The sequence below is a fragment of the Bacteriovorax stolpii genome, assembly GCF_002872415.1.
Lineage (GTDB): Bacteria > Bdellovibrionota > Bacteriovoracia > Bacteriovoracales > Bacteriovoracaceae > Bacteriovorax > Bacteriovorax stolpii.
In genome coordinates, this window is record NZ_CP025704.1 from 1,861,403 (window position 1) to 1,876,586 (window position 15,184).

At 42.0% G+C, this 15,184-nt stretch carries 16 protein-coding genes; 7 read left to right on the forward strand and 9 right to left on the reverse strand.

The window, feature by feature from the left end:
* Positions 1 to 25 precede the first annotated feature (25 nt).
* Positions 26 to 1,216: an exo-beta-N-acetylmuramidase NamZ family protein gene (locus C0V70_RS09230; RefSeq protein WP_102243574.1), complete on the reverse strand. Its 1,191-nt coding sequence runs from the start codon at positions 1,214 to 1,216 to the stop codon at positions 26 to 28.
* Positions 1,217 to 1,475: 259 nt separating this feature from the next.
* On the opposite strand from C0V70_RS09230, the gene C0V70_RS09235 reads away from it, so the two are divergent.
* Positions 1,476 to 2,270, forward strand: coding sequence for a thymidylate synthase (locus C0V70_RS09235; RefSeq protein WP_102243575.1), 795 nt, complete (start codon positions 1,476 to 1,478; stop codon positions 2,268 to 2,270).
* 13 nt (positions 2,271 to 2,283) lie between these two features.
* A complete protein-coding gene (locus tag C0V70_RS09240) occupies positions 2,284 to 2,772 on the forward strand; it encodes a dihydrofolate reductase (RefSeq protein ID WP_208107798.1) in 489 nt (162 codons plus the stop codon).
* 2 nt (positions 2,773 to 2,774) lie between these two features.
* Here the strand turns inward: C0V70_RS09240 and C0V70_RS09245 are convergent, their stop codons facing one another.
* Positions 2,775 to 3,572, reverse strand: coding sequence for a hypothetical protein (locus tag C0V70_RS09245; RefSeq protein ID WP_102243576.1), 798 nt, complete (start codon positions 3,570 to 3,572; stop codon positions 2,775 to 2,777).
* A gap of 95 nt (positions 3,573 to 3,667) precedes the next feature.
* Between C0V70_RS09245 and C0V70_RS09250 the strand changes: the two genes are divergently transcribed.
* On the forward strand, positions 3,668 to 4,066 hold the full coding sequence (locus C0V70_RS09250; protein ID WP_102243577.1) for a hypothetical protein: 399 nt from the start codon (positions 3,668 to 3,670) through the stop codon (positions 4,064 to 4,066).
* Between the two features lie 24 nt (positions 4,067 to 4,090).
* Positions 4,091 to 4,462: a hypothetical protein gene (locus C0V70_RS09255; RefSeq protein ID WP_102243578.1), complete on the forward strand. Its 372-nt coding sequence runs from the start codon at positions 4,091 to 4,093 to the stop codon at positions 4,460 to 4,462.
* 2 nt (positions 4,463 to 4,464) lie between these two features.
* On the opposite strand, the gene C0V70_RS09260 is transcribed toward C0V70_RS09255, so the two are convergent.
* The 4 genes from C0V70_RS09260 to C0V70_RS09275 all read right to left on the reverse strand — a co-directional run bounded on the left by C0V70_RS09260 (position 4,465) and on the right by C0V70_RS09275 (position 7,336).
* Positions 4,465 to 5,319 carry a hypothetical protein gene (locus tag C0V70_RS09260; protein WP_102243579.1) on the reverse strand — a complete coding sequence of 285 codons (855 nt, stop codon included), beginning with the start codon at positions 5,317 to 5,319 and terminating at the stop codon, positions 4,465 to 4,467.
* A 73-nt stretch (positions 5,320 to 5,392) separates the two neighbouring features.
* Positions 5,393 to 6,010 (reverse strand): TPM domain-containing protein, encoded by a 618-nt coding sequence (locus C0V70_RS09265; RefSeq protein ID WP_102243580.1) that lies wholly within the window; start codon positions 6,008 to 6,010, stop codon positions 5,393 to 5,395.
* Between the two features lie 19 nt (positions 6,011 to 6,029).
* Entirely contained in the window at positions 6,030 to 6,761 is a 732-nt protein-coding gene (locus C0V70_RS09270; RefSeq protein ID WP_102243581.1) for a TPM domain-containing protein, read from the reverse strand.
* Complete coding sequence (locus C0V70_RS09275; protein ID WP_102243582.1) at positions 6,761 to 7,336, reverse strand: LemA family protein; 576 nt, start codon at positions 7,334 to 7,336, stop codon at positions 6,761 to 6,763. The genes C0V70_RS09270 and C0V70_RS09275 overlap by 1 nt, the downstream gene beginning before the upstream one ends.
* A 41-nt stretch (positions 7,337 to 7,377) precedes the next feature.
* On the opposite strand from C0V70_RS09275, the gene C0V70_RS09280 reads away from it, so the two are divergent.
* A complete protein-coding gene (locus tag C0V70_RS09280; RefSeq protein WP_208107799.1) occupies positions 7,378 to 9,864 on the forward strand; it encodes a U32 family peptidase in 2,487 nt (828 codons plus the stop codon).
* A 4-nt stretch (positions 9,865 to 9,868) separates the two neighbouring features.
* Here the strand turns inward: C0V70_RS09280 and C0V70_RS09285 are convergent, their stop codons facing one another.
* The 3 genes from C0V70_RS09285 to C0V70_RS09295 form a co-directional block, all read right to left on the reverse strand.
* A complete protein-coding gene (locus tag C0V70_RS09285) occupies positions 9,869 to 10,399 on the reverse strand; it encodes a hypothetical protein (protein WP_102243583.1) in 531 nt (176 codons plus the stop codon).
* Positions 10,400 to 10,475: 76 nt separating this feature from the next.
* A complete protein-coding gene (locus C0V70_RS09290; RefSeq protein WP_102243584.1) occupies positions 10,476 to 13,613 on the reverse strand; it encodes an efflux RND transporter permease subunit in 3,138 nt (1,045 codons plus the stop codon).
* 85 nt (positions 13,614 to 13,698) lie between these two features.
* Positions 13,699 to 14,262 carry a pseudouridine synthase gene (locus C0V70_RS09295; protein ID WP_102243585.1) on the reverse strand — a complete coding sequence of 188 codons (564 nt, stop codon included), beginning with the start codon at positions 14,260 to 14,262 and terminating at the stop codon, positions 13,699 to 13,701.
* 172 nt (positions 14,263 to 14,434) lie between these two features.
* Between C0V70_RS09295 and C0V70_RS09300 the strand changes: the two genes are divergently transcribed.
* The gene (locus tag C0V70_RS09300; protein ID WP_102243586.1) at positions 14,435 to 14,740 is read left to right on the forward strand and encodes a hypothetical protein; all 306 of its coding nucleotides are present in this window, start codon (positions 14,435 to 14,437) and stop codon (positions 14,738 to 14,740) included.
* Between the two features lie 2 nt (positions 14,741 to 14,742).
* On the forward strand, positions 14,743 to 15,165 hold the full coding sequence (locus C0V70_RS09305) for a hypothetical protein (RefSeq protein WP_102243587.1): 423 nt from the start codon (positions 14,743 to 14,745) through the stop codon (positions 15,163 to 15,165).
* Positions 15,166 to 15,184 lie beyond the last annotated feature (19 nt).

Consider the following 15,184-nt stretch of genomic DNA (forward strand, 5'->3'; position numbering starts at 1 on the left):
GCTCCCGAGGGAGCCTTTTTTATTTCTAGTAAAGAAGAATTCCTTCTCTTTGATTTAAGAATTTCTCGTGCCCGACCACCTCAAGCTTTTGTAGTTCAGAATAAGATCCCAGGTTGTTGACCCAGTGTCTGATTGTGTCTGTACCATTGATAAGATCGATTGCTAGTTTATGAAACTCATATTCATACGGCTTGCTGTGGAATTCAAACTTATCTCCCAACTCGCGTTTAAATTCGCGGCAAAGCATTTGTGAAACACTCCACGACTTAAATTTTGCATTCACTGTCGGATGGATATGAATCCCGCCGCAGTTTTGGCCTTGATGTTTTTGGAATGTTGGCAGAAAGATAATAGGGCGTAGGTTAAAGCCTTCTGTTAGCCCTTCTTCATGAAAGCGCTTCATCACTCGCTCGCAGAATGAAAAGGCTTCAATTCCCGGGTATCCGGCGATCTCAAGCGCTCTGGTTGTTCCTCTTCCTTCAGAAACGTTTGTCCCTTCAAAAAGAACAGTTCCGGCAAAAGTGATGGCCCCTTCCATTGTCGGAAGGTTTGGAGAAGGAAGAACCCATGGCAGACCTGTGTCTATCCAATACATATTTCTTTTCCAATTAGTCATCTTGACGACTTCCAGATTGCAGTCTGTCTTTAAAACATTTTTCCCAAACATTCCCACTTCTCCCATCGTCAGCGAGTGGCGTTGAGGAATAGGGTAGCGTCCTACGAATGACTCATATCCTGGTTGAAGAACGGTTCCTTCAATCATTTCTCCACCCACTGGATTGGGGCGGTCTAAAACGACAAGCTTGATGTCGCGTCCAGCGCATTTTTCCATAATAAGTGAAAGCGTTGAGATGTAAGTGTAAACGCGCGTCCCAACGTCTTGCAGGTCGATAATTAATGTATCGAGACCTTTTAACATTTCGTCAGTCGGGATTCTTGTTTCAGAGTAAAGTGAGTACACCGGAATTTTAAAATACGGGTGAACGTAGTGAGCTGTCTCCATCATGTTGTCTTGAACGTCAGTCACAAATCCGTGTTGAGGCCCAAAAAGTTTTGTCAGTCGAGACCCAAAAAGTTTTTGCAGGAGAATAACCCCTGTGTTGAAATGAGAGTCAATCGAGGCGCTATGGCAGAGATAACCGATATTTCCTTTGATGCTATCTTGAAGAGATTTTTCATTCACTAATCGCTCAAGACCAGTCACAACTTTTGTCATGTTAAACTTCCTAGATTCCTTGCAGTTTTGCTTAGATTTTTAATACTTTAATTCTGGTTGGGAGCTGAATTTTTGTAAAGATAAAAGAAAAAACAAGATAATATCCGAGAGGGATGCTTAAGTAAGATAATGAAAGAATTTGCAAAGCATTAATGTCACTTCTTCGGGAATCTCATCATTGAAAACGCCTGGAGAAAAAGATACTATTTTCTCTAGAGAAACACACTCACGAAACACAACACACACAAAGGACAAGTTTATGAAACAGTACCACGATTTGATGGAGCATGTTCTTAAGCACGGACACAAAAAAGAAGACCGCACAGGAACGGGAACACTTTCAGTTTTCGGATACCAATGCCGTTATAACCTGGCCGAAGGATTTCCTTTAGTCACAACAAAAAAGCTGCACTTAAAATCAATCATTCACGAGCTATTATGGTTTCTTCAAGGTGAAACCAATATTAAGTACCTAAAAGACAATGGTGTGACGATTTGGGATGAATGGGCCGATGAAGATGGAAACTTGGGGCCTGTTTATGGGTCTCAGTGGAGGTCTTGGAAAGGAGCTAACGGAGAAACCGTAGACCAAATCACATCGGTGATTAACCAAATTAAAAAGAATCCGGATTCAAGACGTCTTATCGTTTCAGCTTGGAACGTGGCCGAAATTGAAAAGATGGCCCTTCCTCCGTGCCATGCCTTCTTTCAATTCTACGTTGCCGATGGACGCTTATCTTGTCAGCTATACCAAAGATCAGCTGACATTTTTTTAGGTGTTCCTTTTAACATCGCTTCATACGCACTTTTAACGATGATGATTGCTCAGGTGACAGGCCTTCAGCTTGGTGACTTCGTTCACACAATGGGAGACGCTCACTTGTACTCAAATCACATTGAGCAGGCAAAACTTCAGCTCTCTCGCGATTTTAGAATGCTGCCGAAGATGACGATCAATCCTGATATTAAAAATATTTTTGATTTCAAATTTGAGGACTTTAAACTTGAAGGATACGATCCGCATCCAACAATTAAAGCTCCAATTGCAGTTTAAGGGATAAAGAATCATGCATGTTTCTATGGTAGTGGCCCATGGGCCAAAAGGTGAGATTGGATTAGGCAATAAACTTCTGTGGCATATCCCGGAAGACCTGAAGAATTTCAAAAAACTCACTGTTGGAAAAATGATTGTGATGGGAAGAAAGACTTACGAGTCGATCGGGCGTCCATTACCAGATAGAGCAAATGTGGTTATTACCCGCGATACAACTTTTAAACCAGATGGGGTCATTGTTATTCATGACCCCATGATGGCCTTTGACCTTGCCCTTGAAGCTGAGTCAGACCTGGAAGTCGATGACTTCGAAATGGTAGTGATCGGTGGAGGGGAGATCTTTAATTTCTTCCTGCCATACACGCAGAAAATTTATCTTTCAGAAGTTCCTTATGAAGGGCCAGCCGATGCGTTTTTCCCTCCGGTAGATTACAAGGAGTGGGAAGTTCTAAAAAAAGAAGAATTCAAGGATTTTACTTTCAAGATTTTAGATCGCATCTAGAATTAGCCCGGGATATTTCCTTTACTCAATCTAATTTGCAATTGGATCACTTGATTATTGTGTCTAATATCACTCTCGTCAGAGATGCGGACGACGTCTTGAAGGACTTCAATTTGTTTTTGAATTAAGTTCAAATATCGAGGAGAAATTCTTCTAATCATCATCTTATTGAGAATGTTTTCCAGAGAAAATTTCTCTTCAAAATCCTTATCCCATTGATCAAAAAGAGCGTAGTGGTTTTTTAATGATTCTGTCTCGGCCTTAGGGAAAACGAACTCACTTGATGCTGCAGAAATGACTTTTTCATCCTGTATAAGAATGCCTTCATTCTTTAGTGCGATAATTGCCTTTTTAAAATTCTTAAAGCTTTCAAGTTCACTGATTTCCTGAGGTCTGCGTGCCAATGTCATCATCAAAAACAAATGATAGTGATCTTTATTTTGAGCAAGAACATGAACTTGTTTATCTGTTAGTTTTTTTTGACCTTGAAGAATTTCTGGGCCTTTTTTTGTCTGATCTTTTATTGGTGACGAGGTTTCGGATTCAAAGAGGTAGGAAAAACTTTTAAATTGATCACAGCAAAAAGACTTGATTAATTCCTCGGCCATCGTCGTATCGAGTGCCTTTGCGATTTGATTGACCAGGTTTGATGAAGGAGAAACGATATTTTTTTCAATCTTAACGTAATACTGATAATTGCACTCAAGACTTCTTGATTCCAGATACTTGAAAAAGGACTTAGCAGTTCTATGTCCTAATTCTAACCTGATCTTAACTAAACTCTCACCAAGTGTGCTCATAAGTCTTCCAGAAGTAGAAAATCTCCTAATAAAAGATTGGAGTGTATCTTTATCGTCGGATATATACCGCTTCATTAGACATTTTGGAGAAATTTATGAAAAAAATCGGGTTGATCTTAGGGCTATTACTTTTAATTGTTTCAAATTCTTATGCCGGACACGGTGTCGAGCGTGGAATGGTTGAGATTAAAGATCAGGGAAAATTAGAGTCGATTATTTCAAAGTTCCTTTCTAAAAAGCTGAGGTCATGTGCTTTAGGGATTTCTAATGAATCTTTCACCGTTGAGAGCGTCAAGGTGGAAAACGTAAGAGTTGATCAGGGGATCATTGATACGTACTACACAATTGATCTTTCATACGATGCTTTTAAGCAAGACATGATTTCAAACGATGTCACTGTAAAAGTCTTAGACGCCGATTTCGACAACTGGAGAGACTATGAAGAGAAGCTGTCTTCAGAAATTTCTTTTGATAGAAACGGTCTATGTAAATAAAGAAATTAAAAATGGAGGAATTTTATGAAAAAGGTAATCTTATCACTTGTTATGCTTCTTTCTCTACAGGCCCAAGCTCATACGCTTATTTCAAACCACAAGTTTGGTGAAGTAGAAATCGAAAAGTATCTTGATGCAAAACTAGCTAAATGTTCACTGGGATACGCTGATGAAGTTTTCACTGTAACAAATGTTCAAACAAGAGAGCACAGAGTAGACCAAGGAATCATCGACGTTTATTACACAGTGACTCTTAAGTACGAATCAGTAAGAAACGACGTGATTCAAAATGATCTTGTTGTAGAAATCCTTGATGCTGATTTTGACAACTGGAGAGAGTACTCAGAAAAGCTTTCGTTTGAAGTTGTAAAAGACGAAAACTCATTCTGTCGCTAGTTTTAGCGGGAAGCTTTTGCTTCTTTTAAATCTAAGTCATAATCTCGTGCCCAGTTTTCTGGGTGCGAGTTTCCAAAGGCCTTCACTCCACAGTATGTCTTGGCCGCATAACTTAAGCGCTCTTCTTCTCTCGTGAATTCCAAATAAGGCACGAAGTTGCCGTAGCCTTTTTCAAAGAAGCTCTCATCGCCATTTTTGTAGGAGTAATTTTCGCATTGGCGAGGATTGTTTGAATCGATAAGCCCGATTTCATATCCGCCACCATCGACTTTTTTCATATTAGTGATGAGCCAGGCGTGAGAGGTGATGCCTTTGATTTGCAGTTTTTGGTAAGCTATTTTTTTGTTAACGGCCACATAGTCAAAAACTTTATCCATCATACCTTTTAGAACATCAGGCCTAACTTTTGTGTCGCCTTTAAGTCCATCAATCCAACTTCCTAAAACAACTCCGTCGTAAAGTTGCCAGCTTTCAAGCTCACTTAGGATTTCTTTTTTATAAGTTTCACTGAAGTCAGAGAAATTTGAGAAGCCCGGGATTATAAAAACTTTTTGTCCACTTCTGATTTCTTTAATCAGGGCCTTGACTTCGCTTGCTTTAGGACGAGGAAGATCAGGTCTAAAAATCGAAAGGTAGAAGATGTTGCGCTGAAAGCGAGAGTGCCACCAGCACACACCACCGTTAAAGAGTCCTCCCTGGTTTTTAAAGGCCATAAGGTTGGAGCTCTCGTCAGTATAGGCGGCAAGAATGCTGTCGTCTTCAAAACGAGCACAGAACTCGTTTTTCGTCGTAGGCAGGGTGCCGGCAAAAGTATTAACACTGTAAAGTGCAGCGAGTGTAAAAAGTATTTTTTTCATTCTTAAAGAATGAAGAATCGGATGGAGAGTGACTACTTAAAAAAACTATCACGACTAAAGAGGTCGGTTAATCTTATTCAATGATGATGTCGTTTTTAAGTTCGTTCTTTTTAGTCCCTTCGCTTTTTGGAAAATAGTTTTCCAGGATATCGCTTGTGGCGTTGATCGTATTTTTAAGTGCTTCAACAAAGTTGCCTTCTTTAACTTTTTCAATGAACTCAGAAGTGATTTCGTCCCAGATTTTCTGATCGACTTTTTCTTTAACGCCTACATCTGTGATGATTTTAATTTTACGCTCTAGTAGAGAAATGAAAATAAGAACGCCGTTATGTTTGTCCGTCACATGCAGGTTATGCTCGTAAAAAGCTTCAATGGCCCTTTGAGTGACCTCAAACTCGATTTCTTCTTTAGTGATAAGGAGTCTTGTTACAAAAGGGATATTTCCCATCCAGTAACCGATAAAAAGTCCTGGAACCTGAATCCATAAAAAATAAATGGGGTTGATGATCGATAGCGGTGAAAAGTAGAGCCCCAGCGAAAAAAGAAACGAAACGATAATGGCCGCTCGCCAGTGGGCCGCGGGGTAATTATCTGACGTCGACACAATCATCGGGACTAGTTCACTGTGAGATTTTCTCTCTGCCTCAGTGATAAGTTTTTTAATCTGCTCTTTGTCTTTTGCTGAAATCATATATGCCTCTAATTAATTTTTACCAACTTCCACTCGAACCACCGCCGGAAAATCCGCCGCCGCCTCCGGACCACGAACTTCCACCACCGCCTCCACCGAGGCCGCCTCCGCCGCCCCAGCCGCCGTAGTATCCACCGCGACCTCCTCTTCCTCCACCTCCGCGAATGTTAGGAAAGAAGAATTGCAGGAAGAAAATAAGGCCGAAAATAGCAATGAGAACTAAAGGAGCACTGCCTTTTCTCTGGTGACGGGGTCTGACTTGTCCCTGGAAATCTAGTTTTTTGCCATCGGCCTGGGCCATAAGGGCAAGACCCAGAGCGACTCCGTTGTCGTAATCACCTTTTTGGAAAAAAGGTTTTACTTCATCAAGAATCCTATGAGTGGTTAAGTCGGTGAGTGTGCCTTCAAGACCACGGCCCACTTCGATACGCATTTTTCTGTCGTCTAATGAAATCAAAAAAAGGGCCGCGCGGTCATCGCCTTTTTTTCCAAGCTTCCATTCGTCGACAACTTTTATGGAATACGTCTCCACTGTCTCATCGACCAGTTTATCGATAATGAGAACTTGAAACTGGATGCCTTCAGTTTGGTTGAAATTTAAAAGAGCATTTTCAATCGCACGATGAGCATCGCGGGAAAGAAACTGCGCCTCATCTACCACTGGCCCCGTAAGGGCCGGCACCTCAAGCGCAAAAGCGCTAAAGGTGCACAGGCAGAATAATAAAAGGGAAGTGAGAGTTTTTTTAATCATTAGAATTTAACTGCTGGAGCTTCTTGAGCTCTTTCAATATTTTCCACCGCAAATTGTGGCTTCTTTTCATGTTTTAAGAAAATTGAGTTGTACCAAGATGTCGGAGGTACAGTCACCAGGTTGTTAAAGTTTTGAATAGCTGCAATGTAGCGGTTTCTGGCAACAGTGATTCTGTTTTCTGTTCCTTCAAGCTGAGCTTGCAGGTCGCGGAAATTTTGGTTTGCTTTTAGGTCAGGGTATTTTTCAACCACAACCATTAAACGCGATAGAGCAGATGATAATCCACTTTGAGCTTCCTGGAATTTTTTAAGGTTTTCTGCGTTTAACTGATCAGCTGTAAAGTTAACTTGTGTAGCTTTTGCACGAGCAGAAACGACTCCTTCGAGAGTTTCTTTTTCGTGTTTAGCGTACCCTTTAACCACCTCTACCAGGTTAGGGATAAGGTCTTGGCGTCTCTTGTATTGGTTTTGTACTTCCGCCCAGTCAGCGTCTACCTGATTCAAGGCAGTTGGGATACTCTGCATCCCACAAGAAACCGTAAAAAGCATGATGACTAATAGTGATAAATATTTCATAAGTAACTCCTAGGGTAACTCTTTTGAATTAGAATAAGATTATGTCAAAGAATAAGAAAAGTGAACTGCTTCTACCAGTAGGGAACATGAATATGTGCCTGGCCGCCATTCATAATGGCGCGGACGCGATTTATGTCGGTATGCCTCACTTTAATGCCCGCGGAAGAACTACCGATTTCTCTGTAAGTGAACTCAAAGAAATGATCGAGTTGTGTCACCTCTACGGTGTAAGAGTCAACCTCGCGTTCAACGTTGTTATCTTTCAAGACGAATTACCCGAAGTCATAAAATTATTAAAAGAAGTGCTGCCACTAAGGCCAGATGCCTTGATTGTTCAAGACGTGGGACTGGCAAAACTCGTTCGCGATATGGCCCCTGATCAAGTGATTCACGGTTCAACTCAAATGACGGTGACCAACCACGAGGCCATGAGTTTATTAGACGATCTCAAAATCAAACGTTTCGTTTTAGGAAGAGAAGTCAGTCTTCCAGAAATGCGTGCGATTAAAGAAAAGACTGACAAAGAGCTGGAAGTTTTTGTTCACGGAGCTTTATGTGTGGCCTACTCTGGGCAGTGTTTTACCAGCGAGAGCATCGGGGGAAGAAGCGCTAACAGAGGCCAGTGTGCTCAAAGCTGTCGCTTAGAATACGAGATGATCGTCGATGGAAAGAAGTATGAGCTTGGCGATTACAAGTACTTGGTCTCTCCAAAAGACCTGTGCGGAATTGCCGAGATTCCTGAGCTTGTAAGCATAGGAATCGAAAGCTTCAAAGTAGAAGGGCGATTAAAGACGCCCGAGTATGTAGCGAGTGCAGCTCACAATTACCGTGAGGCCATCGACTTGGTTGAGGCCTATGGAAAACAGCTTTCGAAAAAAGAAATTGAAACTAAAAAAACAGAAATGAGTCTCACATATTCGCGTGGATTCTTTTCTGGATGGCTTCATGGTGTGAATCACCAGGACCTGGTGGATGGAACCTATGGAGCGCATAGAGGTCTGGCGATTGGAAAAGTTAAAAAGATTGACCCAAAGTCAGTGACCGTTGACATCTCTTACCCGCATTTAAAAAATGGTGACGGCGTTTTACTTGCTGGAAGCCTGCGTGGAAAGAAAACAGAAGTAGGGGGAAAACTCTACGGTGTTAAAAAATTAAAAGAAAATCTTTTTGAGCTCTCGTTTGATAAGAGTTTTGATTTTAAAAAAGTCGCTCTGGATTTTATCGTTTATTTCAACTCGGACGCCGTGGTTGAGAAGAAGCTCACGATGTCTTATACCGATAAAAATTTAAAAAAGAGAATCCCGATTCACTTAAGTGTGGATGCAGAGATTGGAAAACCACTCAAAGTTGAAGCAAGTGATGGAGAGCGCTCAGTAACTGTGTTTTCTGAAGGCGCTTTGGAAGAAGCTTCTTCAAAACCAGTCGGGCGTGCGGATTTAGAAGCAGAGCTTGGAGCACTGGGGAATTCGTGTTTTATCCTCGATGGATTGACTCTTTCAAAAGATAAAGACTTTTTTATTCACCAAAAAGAATTAAAGCAAATCCGCCGACAGTTTACGGAACTCTTAATGCAAAAACGCATAGAGAGAGCTCCACTTGAGATGCGCGAGGTTGATCTTCATTCATCTAAAAAATCAGAGAAAAAAACGCCGAAACTCAACGTCCTTTTACGAGAGATCTCTCAAGTCCATGACCTCTTGGTTTTTTATGAAAAAGTCATTGATTCATTAGGTGTTGTTTACCTGGATTACGAATTCGGTAAAGGCTACGCTGAGAGTGTGGCGCTTTTAAAAGCAAAAGGAATCAAGGTCGGGATTGCGACAACGAGAATCCTTAAGCCAAATGAATACTACAATTTTAAAATTATCGAACGCGCTAACCCTGATGTGATTTTGTGTCGCAATTTAGGGGCCGTTTATTACTTCCAGGATAAGAATTTTGTGCTCAAAGGGGACTTTAGCCTTAACGTGACAAACTCTGTGACGGCCGAGTATTTCCTGGGCAAAAAGCTCTCTTCAGTATGCGCTTCTTACGACTTAAATTCTCAACAGCTTTTTGACATGGTTAAAAACACTGATGGAATCGAAGTCACCACTCATCAGTATATGCCTTCATTTCATATGGAGCATTGTGTGTTTGCCGCTTTTTTAAGTGATGGAAAGAGTTTTAGAGACTGTGGAAAGCCTTGCGAAGAGCACAGGCTGGAATTAAAAGATCAGTTCGGAAATCACCACCAGATTAAAGCAGACCAGGAGTGTCGCAATACCATGTTTAATGCCGTTCCTCAGTCTGCTGCGAAACTTATCCCGGAGCTTTTAGAAAAGGGTGTAAGCGAGTTTAGATTTGAGGCCTTGTATGAAAGAGGCGAAGAGCTTTCAAAGAAAATTCTGGGCTACGCTAATCTTTTGACGAATCAGAATGTGGAACTGACAAAAGAAATCATCGGCCACATCGGAGTTTTAGAAAAATACGGTCTTTCTGATGGGTCTCATCGCGAAGCTGAATACAAAGACAGAAAGAAGGGCTAGGTTTTTACTCCTGCCCTTTTAAATACTTCATCCACTTTTTAAATTGTGCTGAAACGTTATCTGATTTAAGAGAGAAAACTTCCGGGTCATTCAGGAAAATCTCGGCCATATTCTCAGAGACATCAACGCTGTTGAGTCCGTCAAAAATCACTTCCAATCTGCCATTTTGATCAACGATATAATAATACAATTGCGGTTCATCTTCGTATTGAATGATCAGAGCTGTCGCGATGGCCTTTTCAATCATTGGGATTTTTGCGGCCAAACTAAGGGCGTAGTTATCTGTGCGCTCTGCCGAGACAGTCGTCACCATTTTTAATAGTGATTCTTTTCCACTGGCCTCTGTTGAAATAATAATTTCATTAGGAAGATTGGCCTCATCAATTTTATCTGATTCACGGTTGAGACAGTTTTTTAAGTCGGTGCTTGATGTTCCAGAGCATTGCAGGCCATAGCCTACCGGACTAAGTTCGCGGGCCTGGGCAAATGTCATAAGGAGGGCCAGAAAGCTTACATAAGTGAGCGCGGTTTTCATAAGGATTCTCCAGTGCCGGTTTTTATACCAGCACTGGAGAGTCTTTTGGGGGGTGTTGTAGAAATTATACTATTTTTTAAAGCGCTTCATGCCCGTTTGACGGGACATTTTTCGCTGGAGCGCCTTCAGCTGGGACTTTCTTTACGTAAGTCTCTGAACGCTCAAGCGGAGTTAAAATCAGGTAAAGGGCCGGAACAACGAACAGGGTTAGAAGTGTCGAAATAATCGTTCCCCCGATAATCGATAGACCCATCGGAATGCGGGTTTCAACCCCAATTCCTGAACCTAAAACAAGTGGAGTGGCCGCTGCCACTGTCGCAACCGACGTCATGATAATCGGGCGAAGACGGATCGGACAAGCTAGGAGAAGGGCATTTAATGGCGTCTCATGGCGGTTGTCCATGTGGCCGTTTCTCACCTGGTTAGTGAATTCCACCAGCATGATCGAGTTCTTTTTTGCAATCCCCATTAAAACGATCAGACCGATAAATGAGAAGAGGTTAAGGGAAATGTTAAACATCCACAGCGCAATCAAGGCCCCTGTCACCGAGAAAGGAAGGGCGACAAGAACAGAGACAGGGTGAATGAAAGAGTCAAACTGCACAGCTAAGATCAGGTAGGCAACTAAGATACCGATCATCAGGGCGTAGTATAAACTTGAAAATGACGAAGCAAATCCCGCTGAGGCCCCTTCAAGAGCAAATGAATATGACGGAGGAAGAATTTCCTGCGCAATTTGTTTTGCACGATCAAGAACTTTTGCCTGCGATTGGCCTGGAGCTAAGTTTCCGTAGACAGAGATCGCTCTTTGACGGTTTACACGGGAAATACTTTGGATCGCATTTCCTTCTTCAATCGTCACCAGTTCATAGAAAGGAATTAAGTTTCCGGCCTGGTTTCTTACGTATAAGTGTTTGAAGTCTTCAGGAGTGCGCACTTGTTCATCTTTAATTTTAAAGCGGATGTCGTAGCGCTTTCCATCGAATGTGTATTTACCTTGTCTCACTCCACCAACACCGGCAGCGAGAATCGCACCTACAGTTTCAACTGAAACTCCACGGTCACTCATCGCTTTTCTGTTTGGTTTTAAGATAAGTTCAGGAATCCCTGAGCGGTAATCCGTGTCCATGTCCACACCGATTTTCTCATCTTCAATGCGCTTCATGAATTCTGCTGATTTTGCTTCCAGTACTTTTAAATCAGGTCCACGCAAGTTGATGGCAATCGGGTTCTGACGACCAGAAGAAAGGTTTCTGGCAGAGTTATCTCTTAACGTCACACGAATACCTTTTACGGCCTTAAACTCTTCGCGGAGTTGTTCCATAATCTGGATGTGACCCATCTTTCTTTCTGATCTAAGTTTCAGAGAGATCGGCATGAAAACCATACTCGTGTTTGATCCGGCACCGAAACCACCCACCGAGGTAAAGTATCCTTCGATGTTTTCATTTTTCTTTAAGATCGCTTCAAGCTCTTGAGCTTTCGCACTGGTTGTTTCAAGTGAAGTCCCCGGAGGAGTCATCCCTTGCATGATGATGATGTCCTGGTCTTGTAAAGGAACAAATTCCTGGCGGACTTTACTGACGAGAACCAGCGAGACAACGAAGAAGACAACAGAGCCTAAAACAACGGCCCATTTCCACTCAAGTGTCTTTGCCAGAACAGCTTTATATTTGTCTCCAAACTTATGGAAGACTTCATCCAGGTATCTTTCGAATTTAGACACTTCAGGCTCTGTGCTCAGTAGTGCAGCTGCACGCATTGGCGTAATTGTTACGGCCTCAAGAAGTGAAATCAGAACGCAGGCACACATTGTAACCCCGAACTGGAAGAAGAACTTACCAATGATCCCGTCCATGAAAACCACCGGAAGGAATACGGCAACAACTGCTAAAGTGGCAGCGACAGCAGCAGGAAGAACTTCTTTTGCTCCTTCTGAGGCAGCCGTCTTTGAATCTTTTCCTAAGCGGTAGTGGCGGACAATGTTTTCAAGTAACATGATGGCATCATCGACGACGATAGAAATCGAAAGTGTCAGCGCCAAGAGAGTAAAGAGGTTTAAAGTAAATCCAGAAAAGTAGAGGATGGTAAACGTCCCTACAATCGAGGTTGGAATTGAGAAGAGAATGTTAAGGGCGGCCTGGAAGCTTCCTAAGAAAAGGAAACAGATCACGATGGTGATAAGGGCAGCTACCCAAAGTTTTTCAATCGTAAGTCCTACAGTCGCTTCAGTTGATTTCGTAAAGTTAATGTTTACTCGGTAGTTATATCCTTTAGGAAAATTGCCTTTAATCTCTTCAAACTTTTTAATAACTTCATCAGCAACTTGAACTTCGTTTGTTCCACGCTGCTTTCTGACCTGGATACCGATGGCCTCTTGTCCGTTTACGCGGGCAAGGCGGCGGATGTCTGAAAGACCGTCTTCTACAGTGGCGACATCTTTAATATAGATATTGCGGTTAAAGATTCTCTCTCCACCACGGCGAAGAATGCGGATATTTTCCACTTCACTTAAAGCGGCAGCTTCACCTAACCATCTTACGCGAAGTTCTCTTTTTCCTTCGGTGAACTGGCCGGCAGCACTTTCAACGTGCTGAGAGTTTAAGGCAGCGATAACATCATCAATGGTGAGCTCAAAACGCTCTAGTTTTTTTGTATCAATCCAAACGCGAAGGTTTCTCTCAGAAGCTCCACCAACTGAAACCTCTCCAACTCCTGGTAGGAAGCGGATCTGGTCAAGCAGGTAGTTATCGGCCCAAGCGAGCATATCTTTTAAATTCGCATCACTGAAAACCGAGATAATAAGAATCGGATCTTCTTCCGGGTTTTGTTTTCTAATAACGGCCGGGTCAATTCCTTGCGGTAGTCTTAACTGCGAAAGGGCCGACTGGACTTCTTGAAGAGCAACGTCGACGTTTCTGTTGATATCGAATTCAAGGGTAACTGATCCGGCACCTTGACGGGCGCTCGATCTCATTTCCTTGATCCCTTCGATGTTGAGAAGTCTTTGCTCGATTGGATCGATAAGTTCACTTTCTACAACCTCAGGAGCGGCGCCTTCATAGGTGATCGAAACGTTAATGATCGGGAAGTCGACATCGGGAAGCTGTGAAATACCCATGCGGTTAACACAGATAGCTCCAAACACGATGAGTGAGAACATTAATACCCACGCAAAGACGGGACGTTTAATGGAAAGGTCGATAAGGTTCATTTGTGATCCTGTGTAAATTTACTACAAAATTGTACGAGATAAATTTCGAAAAGTTTCACTTAAAATGAATAAAATGAAAGTAAGGTTAGAGAATATCGCTCTTCTTAATGGCCACCCATTGACCTGGATTTAGTTCTCCGAGCTTATATTTTCCCACTTGCTGGCGAAGCAGGCGCAGAGTCGGGTGATTGATACTCGCTGTCATTCGGCGCACCTGACGGTTTTTTCCTTCACTGATTTTAATTTCTAACCAACACGTCGGAATAGATTTTCTAAATCTCACTGGAGGATCGCGCTCTGGCATCACTGGTTGCGGCTCAATTATATGAACTTTGGCCGGTTTGGTTTTGTAATCTTGAATCTGAATGCCGCCTTTTCTCAAAATATTCAAAGAGTCTTCACTCGGAATATTTTCAACCTGCACCCAATAAATTTTTTCTTTATCAAATTTAGGATTTAAAAGCTGGTCGATAAAGGCCCCGTCGTTACTGAGGATTAAAAGTCCCTCAGAGTCCTTATCCAATCGACCCGCGGGATAGACCCCTTTAGGCAGATTAAAGTTACCTAATGTCTCTTTAGGGTCATCAGAGGTGAACTGACTTAAGATCCCATAGGGTTTGTAGAAGGCTATATAAAGAGCGTCATTCATAGAGGCCCAGTTTAAAAGGGGTAATGCCCTATGTCTACTAATGTCGCAGATTACTCATGCTTTATCTTTTATAACTTCCGAAAATCAGTAGGAGAGTGCTTTTAAAACTTGCCACATCAGATAGAGTCCATAAAAATACCGAGGCTTTATAAACAATGTTCATAGGATGATTATGCTAAAGACTTGTGTGACGGCACTACTTGGCCTCGTCTTATTTTTTGGGAATGCCTTTAGCCTTGATGCAGAGGCTGCAACTAAAAAGAAAAAATCAGAAACAAGTGTTTCTCAGTCAAAGAATAAGAACTCGAAAAAGAAAAATAAAAAGAAAAAAGCTCGTCTTGGAAAAGCTAGAAGATACAAAAGATCTGGAAACGGGCCAGACCTTCGTGCTCTCACAACCGAGTCACCAACAAATACAGAATTTACAGAGGCTCCAGGCAATGGAGTTAATCCTGTAGAAACAAAACCGGGGTTATAAGAATGAAACACACACTACTTGTTCTTTTAGTGGCAATGCCAATGACTGTTTTTGCCAACACTATCAGCTTCCGTTGTAAATCTGCTGACATTCAGGGCGTTCATAAATTTGATGCTTCTGGTGTTGTGACTGTTGACGACTTCAACAGAGTTGAAGGAATCGCCAACATTGTGACTGAAAAAGCAGGTGCAACTCAATCAATCCAAAGTTTCGAAGAAGTTCGAGTTGAAGGATACATTCGTCACTTTAATGGCGGTGAAGTTTCAAAAGAGCCGTTTGATCAATTAGTTTTAAAAACAAACGAGCCGTACTTAAAAAATCTTAACTTACTTTTAGATTTTGAAGAGAAAATCGCTTCGAGAATTTCGACAATTGATAACTTCTCTTACCGTTCAAACTGCAAAACTGTAGACACTTTTAGATAATACTTTCCGGGCCTTTGAA

What these genes read in the sequence shown, in the direction of transcription:
- C0V70_RS09290 (WP_102243584.1), bottom strand. Translation starts at nt 13,613, where the DNA reads ATGAACCTTATCGACCTTTCCATTAAACGTCCCGTCTTTGCGTGGGTA.
- C0V70_RS09265 (WP_102243580.1), bottom strand. Translation starts at nt 6,010, where the DNA reads ATGATTTCAGCAAAAGACAAAGAGCAGATTAAAAAACTTATCACTGAG.
- C0V70_RS09230 (WP_102243574.1), bottom strand. Translation starts at nt 1,216, where the DNA reads ATGACAAAAGTTGTGACTGGTCTTGAGCGATTAGTGAATGAAAAATCT.
- C0V70_RS09235 (WP_102243575.1), top strand. Translation starts at nt 1,476, where the DNA reads ATGAAACAGTACCACGATTTGATGGAGCATGTTCTTAAGCACGGACAC.
- C0V70_RS09285 (WP_102243583.1), bottom strand. Translation starts at nt 10,399, where the DNA reads ATGAAAACCGCGCTCACTTATGTAAGCTTTCTGGCCCTCCTTATGACA.
- C0V70_RS09270 (WP_102243581.1), bottom strand. Translation starts at nt 6,761, where the DNA reads ATGATTAAAAAAACTCTCACTTCCCTTTTATTATTCTGCCTGTGCACC.
- C0V70_RS09250 (WP_102243577.1), top strand. Translation starts at nt 3,668, where the DNA reads ATGAAAAAAATCGGGTTGATCTTAGGGCTATTACTTTTAATTGTTTCA.
- C0V70_RS09305 (WP_102243587.1), top strand. Translation starts at nt 14,743, where the DNA reads ATGAAACACACACTACTTGTTCTTTTAGTGGCAATGCCAATGACTGTT.
- C0V70_RS09240 (WP_208107798.1), top strand. Translation starts at nt 2,284, where the DNA reads ATGCATGTTTCTATGGTAGTGGCCCATGGGCCAAAAGGTGAGATTGGA.
- C0V70_RS09280 (WP_208107799.1), top strand. Translation starts at nt 7,378, where the DNA reads ATGTCAAAGAATAAGAAAAGTGAACTGCTTCTACCAGTAGGGAACATG.
- C0V70_RS09275 (WP_102243582.1), bottom strand. Translation starts at nt 7,336, where the DNA reads ATGAAATATTTATCACTATTAGTCATCATGCTTTTTACGGTTTCTTGT.
- C0V70_RS09260 (WP_102243579.1), bottom strand. Translation starts at nt 5,319, where the DNA reads ATGAAAAAAATACTTTTTACACTCGCTGCACTTTACAGTGTTAATACT.
- C0V70_RS09245 (WP_102243576.1), bottom strand. Translation starts at nt 3,572, where the DNA reads ATGAGCACACTTGGTGAGAGTTTAGTTAAGATCAGGTTAGAATTAGGA.
- C0V70_RS09300 (WP_102243586.1), top strand. Translation starts at nt 14,435, where the DNA reads ATGCTAAAGACTTGTGTGACGGCACTACTTGGCCTCGTCTTATTTTTT.
- C0V70_RS09295 (WP_102243585.1), bottom strand. Translation starts at nt 14,262, where the DNA reads ATGAATGACGCTCTTTATATAGCCTTCTACAAACCCTATGGGATCTTA.
- C0V70_RS09255 (WP_102243578.1), top strand. Translation starts at nt 4,091, where the DNA reads ATGAAAAAGGTAATCTTATCACTTGTTATGCTTCTTTCTCTACAGGCC.